The 1854-nt window shown below is 23.8% G+C and carries 1 protein-coding gene; it reads left to right on the top strand.

Going from position 1 to position 1854, the window contains the following annotated elements; translation table 11 throughout:
• Positions 1–1074: 1074 nt before the first annotated feature.
• Positions 1075–1854 (top strand): lipase family protein (locus CAMP5053_RS08035; protein ID WP_337217624.1); only part of this gene is annotated, 780 nt, incomplete at its 3' end.

The raw sequence follows: 1854 nt of genomic DNA, 5'->3' as shown, positions 1-1854 counted from the left end.
ATTTTAAAACATTAGTCTAACACTTTAAGTGGGGCTTTGATATATTGTGATGTTAAATATAAAGACAAGCTATCTTTTAGTCCCAGTGAAGTTTATAGTTTTAATGCCTCTAGTGTTTATGGTTGGAATGGTTCCTAGTGTAATTATATTTTGATTTTTAAAAAGTAGGATAATTTTATTAAAAATATAAAAAGGAAAATAAATGGGTTTATTAAAAAAAATATACATTGCTTGGGGGATGTTTTGGGGAATTATTTTTTTGTTTAGTTCTTTATATGCTTATTTTAGTGATATAGAATTTTTTGGTGATATGTTAAAGATTGCATTTTTTATATATTCTTATCCATTGTTACCTTACATATCATATTTAACACTACAAGAAACTATTAAATCCAAAAATATTTTTCTTTATTTTTCTTTATTTTTCTTTATTTTTCTTTATTTTTCTTTATTTTTCTTTATCTCGGGGGGATTTTTTAATTATGTAACAATATTAGGTATTTATACAATATTATTTTTAATAATATCTATTAAATTTAGAAAAGAACTTTCTTATTATTTTTCTTTATTATTTTGTATTTTTTTATACATTTTTTTATATCTTTTTATTTTCTATATGGATTTAAAAAATGAGTAATAAAGCTCAAATTAACAATCTCAAAAATTATGCTAAACTTGTATAGATTGGTTTTTTTGATTTTTTAATAAAAATTTAAATTTCAACAAAAAAGGAAGTAGTGTGATAATACTAAAAAATCTATATATTATTTGGATTATAATTTGGGGATTTGGGGCTATTTTAGGTTATTATATGGCATATGATGCAACTTTTACTGAAATGTTCTTTTTTCTTGTTGTGTTATATCTTTTTCCATTGTTGCCTTATTTTTATTGTTTGATTTATAAAAAAGCAAGAAATACAAAAAATATATTTGTTACTATTTGTTACTATTTGTTGCTATTTGTTGCTACTACTGATTAATAGAAATAATAGTAATTTTGAGCTGTGCTTAATTATTATTGTGATGCATATTATAATATTTGCAATAATTTATTTAATTAAAAGAAATAAAAATGAAAACTCAAATCAATAATTTAAAAGATTATGCAGAACTTGCACAAGCTAGTTATTTTTATTTTGATTTAAAAGGTTGTATATTACAAGAAAATGAAACTATCGTTACTTTAAATGAGCTTGTAAGTTTAAGTTATAACGGAAATATAGCTGGAAGAAAAGAAAAGGTCGGACAAGAATATAGTTTTATTGGCAAAGGTGAATTAAATGGAGAATTTGGAGAATTACAAGCTAGGAATTTCTCTCAAAGATATGAAGTTCAATTTCATCAGCCTAACACTTTAAGTGGTTTTAGTGCTACTTTGTTTTATGATAAAGAAAAAGATAAATTTGTTGTAGGATTTAGAGGAACTGAAGTTTCTTTTAAAGATTTAAAAGCGACATGGGAAACTGCTTTAGATACAACCCAAGACTTAGTCTTATCTCTTAATGGCAATCTCCAATCTTCTTCTCTTTTAGAATTTTTAGAACAAGTAAATAAAATAATCAAAAATAAACACAAAAGCATTATATTTGTAGGACATTCATTGGGTGGGTATTTAGCTCAAATGGCTTTGATATATTGCGATATTAAATATAAAGACAAATTATCTTTTAGCCCTAACGAAGTTTATACTTTTAATGCTCCTAGTATTTATGGTTGGAATTTTCCTAATATAGCTATCAACCCTAATACTATAAAAATTATGCAAGATCTTTTAGGAAAATACACTATAGATGTTTCAGAAAAAATCACTCATATTTATGATAATGGTAAAATTGAAATCATCGCTTCTGCT

The sequence above is a fragment of the Campylobacter sp. S4:11 genome, assembly GCF_024723695.1.
Lineage (GTDB): Bacteria > Campylobacterota > Campylobacteria > Campylobacterales > Campylobacteraceae > Campylobacter_D > Campylobacter_D jejuni_C.
Note: the sequence above shows the minus strand (reverse complement) of the source record. Positions and strands in the feature narration are given on the sequence as shown.